The organism is Parafrigoribacterium humi (genome assembly GCF_040227205.1).
In the GTDB taxonomy this organism is placed as follows: Bacteria; Actinomycetota; Actinomycetes; order Actinomycetales; family Microbacteriaceae; genus Parafrigoribacterium_A; species Parafrigoribacterium_A humi.
The window spans coordinates 54,747-61,056 of sequence record NZ_JBELOA010000012.1 but is presented as its reverse complement, the minus strand read 5'-3'; the positions used below and the strand labels follow the sequence as shown (position 1 = coordinate 61,056).

Sequence of the window (6,310 nt, the reverse complement as noted above, 5' to 3'; positions counted from 1 at the left end):
CACCGGCCTCAACGCCGAGGAAGGACTCTGGCACCGATCAGGCTGGGCAGGACGCGGATGACACACCCGACCCATCCACACGTTCTTGCCTATAAGCCTAAGCCGACGCAGCTGCCTGATCTGACGCCTTAACGATCGAAGGGCCGGAACTGAGTTCCGGCCCTTCGTAAAGTCCCGGGTCAGGACAATAACCCGAATATTGTCCTGACCCGCCCCCAAGCCATTAGCCCGCTTACCCTAGTCGGCTAATGACCGGTGGTGTAACTCGAAGAGAAACACCTAGCAATAAGTATTCTGCTGTGTTCGGTGACTGGGGGAAAGTCGTCTCTTTGGGGGACTATTGGGGGACAATTTTGGTCAATAACCCGGTATCGCCGGCAAAAACAGCGATTTTCCGGGGAGACAGCGTCGAACTGAGGGGTACATTTCACCCAAAACAGGCGAAATCCTCATGGTGAAGACGACTTCACGACCGAAGACGGTTGCGACGACTGCGGCTCCTGACATTATGCTCCGTCAGCCTGAGAAGCCGCGCCAGGCGCTGATACCGCGATCGATCGGCCTGCGGATCGGGCGCTGGGCCAGCTGCCACGCGCTGCGGCCCGCGGGTGCGGTGTGCGCCCCCATGGTCGTGGCCTCCTCGATCGCCGCAGTGAGCACCGCGGTGACTGCCGCGAGTTCGCCCGGCGTCGGATTGCCCCCCAGAACAGTGAACTCCGGGCTGGTGCTGTCGTGTGTGTCGTCGGTCACAGCGGAATGTTCCCGTGCTTCTTCGGCGGAAGTGTCGCCCGCTTGGTCCTCAGCGCCCGCAGCGCCTTGATGACGGCGACCCGGGTGGCCGCGGGCTCGATCACGCCGTCCAACTCCCCACGCTCCGCCGCGAGGAACGGCGAGGTCACGTTGTAGGTGTACTCGTTGGCGAGCTTCGTGCGCACGGCAGCCACATCCTCGCCGTTGGACTCCGCTGCCTTGATCTCGTTGCGGTACAGGATGTTGACGGCACCCTGGCCACCCATGACGGCGATCTCCGCGGTCGGCCAGGCGTAGTTGAGGTCGGCGCCAAGCTGCTTGGAGCCCATGACGATGTATGCGCCGCCGTACGCCTTCCGCGTGATCACCGTGACCAGCGGCACCGTGGCCTCCGCGTAGGCGTAGAGGAGCTTGGCACCTCGGCGGATGACGCCGGTCCACTCCTGGTCTGTGCCAGGCAGGTACCCCGGCACGTCGACGAGGGTGAGGATCGGGATGCTGAAGGCGTCGCAGAAGCGCACGAACCGTGAGGCCTTCTCCCCGGCCTCGATGTTGAGGGTGCCCGCCATCGCGTTCGGCTGGTTGGCGACGATGCCCACAGAGCGACCCTCGACCCGGCCGAAGCCGACGACGATGTTGGGCGCGAACAGCGGTTGGGTCTCGAGGAAGTCGCCGTCGTCGACGATGTGCTCGATGACCGTCTTCATATCGTAGGGCTGGTTCGGGCTGTCGGGGATGAGCACGTTGAGCTTGCGGTCCTCGTCGGTGATCTCGAGTTCGACTTCGTTCTCGTAGACGGGAAGCTCCGCGAGGTTGTTGTCGGGCAGGAAGCCGATGAGCGTGCGCGCGTAGTCGAGCGCGTCATCCTCGTCGGTGGCGAGCCAGTGGGCGACGCCGGAGACCTTGTTGTGGGTGAGCGCCCCGCCGAGCTCCTCCATGCCGACGTCCTCACCGGTGACGGTCTTGATCACGTCAGGGCCGGTGACGAACATCTGGCTGGTCTTGTCGACCATGATGACGAAGTCGGTGAGCGCAGGCCCGTAGACGGCACCGCCGGCGGCCGGGCCCATGATGATCGAGATCTGCGGGATGACGCCGGAGGATGCGGTGTTGCGGCGGAAGATCTCGCCGTACTTGCCGAGGGCCACGACGCCCTCCTGGATGCGAGCGCCACCGGAGTCGAGCATCCCGATGATGGGAACGCCGGTCTTGAGGGCGAGGTCCATGACCTTGATGATCTTCTCGCCCGCGACCTCGCCGAGCGAACCGCCGAAGATGGTGAAGTCCTGGCTGTAGACGGCGACCTGCCTGCCGTGGATGGTGCCGGTGCCCGTGACGACCGCGTCGCCGTACGGACGCTTGCTCTCCATGCCGAAGGAGTGGGTGCGGTGGCGCACGAACTCGTCCAGTTCGACGAATGAGCCGTGGTCGAGCAGTTGTTCGATGCGCTCACGCGCGGTCTTCTTGCCTTTGGCGTGCTGCTTCTCGATCGCCGCCTCGCCACTGGCCGTGACGGCCTCGTGGTAGCGCCTCTTGAGTTCGGCGAGTTTTCCCGCCGTCGAATAGATGTCGGGCCCGGCATTTTCGTCTGCAGTCACGGCTTCACTTTAGCGGCCTAATCTCGCTGGTCGAGTGGCAGAAGCCGCCTACTCTGGATGGATGCATCTCCCGCACAGTGCAGAACTCGCCGCCTCCATCATCGAGCTGGCCGAGACCACGTCGACCAATGACGAGCTCGTGACGCGCGCCGCCGGTGGGGCGGTGCCGGAGTTCTCGGTGGTGCTCACCACAAGCCAGACGGCCGGCCGCGGTCGGCTCGGACGATCCTGGATCGCGCCTCCCGGGAAGACTCTCGCCGTCTCGCTCCTGCTTCGCCCGCTGCATCCGCTCGGCACCCCGCTCGGCATGGAGCACTTCGCCTGGCTTCCGCTGCTCGCCGGTGTCGCCATGACGCGGTCGATTGCCGGCCTGCTGCCGGAGCACAGGGTCACCCTCAAATGGCCGAACGATGTCCAGGTCGACGGCAAGAAGATCGCCGGGATCCTGGCGGAGCTCCTGCCCGCAGAGCCCGCTGTCGTGATCGGGGTGGGGGTGAATCTCGCCTTCGAGCGCGGGGAACTGCCGACCGAGACATCCACCTCGATGCTCCTGGACGGTGCGCAGCTCTCCGGCGACGAGCTCGTGGATGCCGTGCTCTCCGGCTACCTCCGCGAGTTCGCCTCGCTCTATCGTCGATTTCTCGGCCGCGGCGCGGACCCGGATGCGAGCGGCCTGCGTGCCGCACTCGTCGCGCTGTGCAGCACGCTGGGTCAGAGCGTCAAGGTGCAGCTGCCGGGAGACGCGCTGCTCTTCGGCGAAGCCCTCGACGTCGATTCGGACGGCAGGCTCCTGGTGAGAGACGCGAGCGATGGCGTGATCCAGGCTGTCGCCGCGGGTGACGTCACGCATCTACGGTATGAATGAAGCATGTCGAGCCAGGAGCAGGGCGGTGAGCGGGTCGTCGCACGGCTGCGGCCTCACGGCCGCGCGCTGTTCTGGCCCTCGCTCCTTCTGATCCTTGTCGCGGGTGCCGCGGGATACTTCCAGGGCAGCTTCCCTCTTCCGTGGGAGAACGCGATCGTGCCGGTGGCCGCGGCACTCCTGATCATCCTGCTGTGGCTGCTGCCGTTGCTGAGCTGGCTCGGCAAGCGCTACATCATCACCACCAGGCGCATCATCTTTCGCCGCGGCTTCTTCGTGCGGGTGCGGCAGGAGCTGCTGCACAGCAGGGGTTACGACGTGACGGTGCGCAAGAGCATGATGCAGAGCATCTTCGGCAGTGGGGATGTCGAGGTGAACACGGGGCTGGATCATCCGGTCGTGCTCAGAGACGCTCCGAACGCCGATCTCGTGCAGGGAGCCCTGCACGACCTCATGGAGGCGAGCATCAACCCGATCGCGGCACGGCGGCAGGCCGCGGATTCCCGCCCGTCGGACGAGACGACGGCCTGGGGATCCCGCTGAGTGCTTTTCGCTAGTGTGTGGAGGGGTCCGCTCGGGCTGCGCAATGGAGAATCAATAGATGAAGATTTCGGTAATCGGCTGTGGATACCTCGGGGTCGTCCACGCGGCATGCCTCGCGTCGCTGGGCCACGAGGTCATCGGAATCGACATCGATGAAGCAAAGATCGACACGCTTTCACGCGGCCAGGCTCCGATCTTCGAACCGGGCCTGCCCGAGTTGCTCGACTCGACCATTGCGCGGGGCAATCTCACGTTCAGTACAGAGTTCTCCGCAGCACAGGATGCCGCCGCGCACTTCATCACCGTGGGAACGCCGCAGCTGCCCGGCAGCTTCGCCGCAGACATCAGCTACGTCGACGCCGCCCTCGACGCACTCATTCCGTACCTGGAGCCGGGGAGCCTGGTCATCGGCAAGTCAACGGTTCCCGTCGGAACCGCCGGCCGACTCGAAGAGCACCTGCGGGAGCGAGTGCCGGAGGCGAAGCTGGCCTGGAACCCGGAGTTCCTGCGGGAGGGCTTCGCCGTGAAGGACACGCTCGCGCCGGATCGGCTGGTCTACGGGATCGGCGCCGGTGATGTCACCTCCGAGGGCATCCTGGACCAGATCTATGCGACGCCGCTGGCCGGCGGGGCGCCCAAGATCGTCACCGACTTCGCGACGGCTGAGCTCGTGAAGGTGTCTGCCAACGCCTTCCTCGCGACGAAGATCTCGTTCATCAACGCGATGGCCGAGATCGCGGAGGCGACGGGGGCGGATGTCACGCAGCTGGCGGATGCTCTCGGCCATGACGCGCGTATCGGTCGACGGTTCCTGAACTCCGGACTCGGTTTCGGGGGAGGCTGCCTTCCGAAAGACATCCGGGCGTTCCAGGCGCGAGCAACCGAGTTGGGGCTCGAGGAGAGTCTCGGTTTCCTTCGCGAGGTCGACGCCATCAACCTGCGCCGCAGGGAGCGGATGGTGACTCTTGCGGTGGAGAGTGTTGGCGGCTCAGTCGCCGACAAGAGGTTCGCCGTGCTCGGGCTGGCCTTCAAGCCGAACTCCGATGACGTGCGTGACTCCCCGGCGCTCGACGTCGCGGTGCGATTGCACGCGCTCGGTGCGAAGGTGGTCGCCACGGATCCCGCAGCCAACACCACTGCCGGAGCCCGCCATCCACAACTGGACTATGTCGCCTCGGCCACGGACGCCGCGCGCGAAGCCGATGCCGTGCTGGTCATGACGGAGTGGGACGATTATCGTGCTCTCGACCCGGTCGTCTTCGGCGAGATCGTTTCGCATAGAGTCGTCATCGACGGGCGTAACTGCCTCGACTCGGCACTGTGGCGAGACGCTGGGTGGGACTATCGGGCTCTGGGGCACGCCTGATGCCCCGATGATCCGCTTCCGCCACATGGCTCCCTCTCGATCCCTGGAGAAACGATGACTCTCACTGTTGGCGTGATCGGTGGCGGGCAGCTCGCTCGCATGATGATCCCTGCGGCGGTGAACCTCGGCATCCAGCTGCGTGTGCTTGCCGAAAACGCGGGAGAGTCGGCGGATCTCGCCACGACAATGCTCGGAAGCCACCTGAACGAGGCGGATGTGCTGCGCTTCGCCGAGGGCGCCGACGTCATCACCTTCGACCACGAGCACGTTCCGCAGGAGATCTTGCACACGCTCGTCGAGCGCGGTGTCGCCGTACGCCCGGGACCGGATGCCCTCCTCTATGCGCAGGACAAGCTGCTGATGCGCGAGCGGCTGGGCGGTATCGGTCTGCCGGTGCCGAACTGGGCGCGCGTCACCACGGCGGTCGAACTGCAGGCATTCATCGACGACAACGGTGGACGGGCCGTGGTGAAGACGGCGCGCGGCGGCTACGACGGGCACGGCGTTCGCGTCGTGACGAGCGCGGAGGACGCCGCCGATTGGTTCACCGGCGACGCGCTCCTCGTCGAGCAGCTCGTCGAGTTCAGGCGCGAACTGGCGCAGTCTGTCGCACGCAGGCCATCCGGCCAGATTGCCGCCTGGACCGTGGTGGAGAGCGTGCAGCGCGACGGGGTGTGCGCCGAGGTCGTCGCCCCGGCGCCGGATTCAACGGGAAGACTCGCAGACGAGGCCAGGGAGATTGCCGTTGCCGTGGCCGAGAACCTCGGAGTGACGGGCGTTCTCGCCGTCGAACTGTTCGAGACCACCGACGGACGCCTGCTCATCAACGAGCTCGCGATGCGCCCGCACAACACGGGCCACTGGAGCATCGATGGCTCGGTCACAAGCCAGTTCGAGCAGCACCTGCGGGCGGTACTCGACCTTCCGCTCGGCGACACCGCGTGCCGCGAGCCGTGGTCGGTCATGGTCAACATCCTCGGCGGCCCCGGTCTCGACAGGCCGGACCAGCAGATTTCGCTCGCTGACCGCTACCCGGTGGCGATGGCCGACCAGCCGGGCGTCAAGATCCACAACTACGGCAAGACACCGCGGCCCGGTCGCAAGGTCGGTCATGTCACGGCAGGTGGAGACGAGCTCGACGACGTCCTGCAGCGCGCGCGGGTCACTGCCGGTCATTTTGAGGGTTGACGT

General features: G+C 65.7%; 6 protein-coding genes. 4 read left to right on the top strand and 2 right to left on the bottom strand.

Translation table 11 applies throughout. From position 1 onward, the window contains the following. Positions 1 to 516: 516 nt before the first annotated feature. Complete coding sequence (locus tag ABUA28_RS14015; RefSeq protein ID WP_349904919.1) at positions 517 to 750, bottom strand: acyl-CoA carboxylase epsilon subunit; 234 nt, start codon at positions 748 to 750, stop codon at positions 517 to 519. Continuing rightward, positions 747 to 2,348, bottom strand: coding sequence for an acyl-CoA carboxylase subunit beta (locus ABUA28_RS14010; RefSeq protein ID WP_349904917.1), 1,602 nt, complete (start codon positions 2,346 to 2,348; stop codon positions 747 to 749). Before ABUA28_RS14010 ends, ABUA28_RS14015 begins: the two co-directional genes overlap by 4 nt. Before the next feature lie 61 nt (positions 2,349 to 2,409). Between ABUA28_RS14010 and ABUA28_RS14005 the strand changes: the two genes are divergently transcribed. Genes ABUA28_RS14005 through ABUA28_RS13990 form a run of 4 tightly spaced genes read left to right on the top strand, consistent with a single transcriptional unit; the run spans position 2,410 to position 6,307 of the window. Further along, positions 2,410 to 3,213, top strand: coding sequence for a biotin--[acetyl-CoA-carboxylase] ligase (locus ABUA28_RS14005; protein WP_349904916.1), 804 nt, complete (start codon positions 2,410 to 2,412; stop codon positions 3,211 to 3,213). Positions 3,214 to 3,216: 3 nt separating this feature from the next. Next, complete coding sequence (locus ABUA28_RS14000; RefSeq protein WP_349904914.1) at positions 3,217 to 3,753, top strand: PH domain-containing protein; 537 nt, start codon at positions 3,217 to 3,219, stop codon at positions 3,751 to 3,753. Between the two features lie 58 nt (positions 3,754 to 3,811). Continuing rightward, the gene (locus ABUA28_RS13995; RefSeq protein ID WP_349904913.1) at positions 3,812 to 5,119 is read left to right on the top strand and encodes a UDP-glucose dehydrogenase family protein; all 1,308 of its coding nucleotides are present in this window, start codon (positions 3,812 to 3,814) and stop codon (positions 5,117 to 5,119) included. 54 nt (positions 5,120 to 5,173) lie between these two features. Beyond that, positions 5,174 to 6,307, top strand: a complete 1,134-nt coding sequence (locus ABUA28_RS13990) for a 5-(carboxyamino)imidazole ribonucleotide synthase (protein ID WP_349904912.1) — start codon at positions 5,174 to 5,176, stop codon at positions 6,305 to 6,307. Positions 6,308 to 6,310 lie beyond the last annotated feature (3 nt).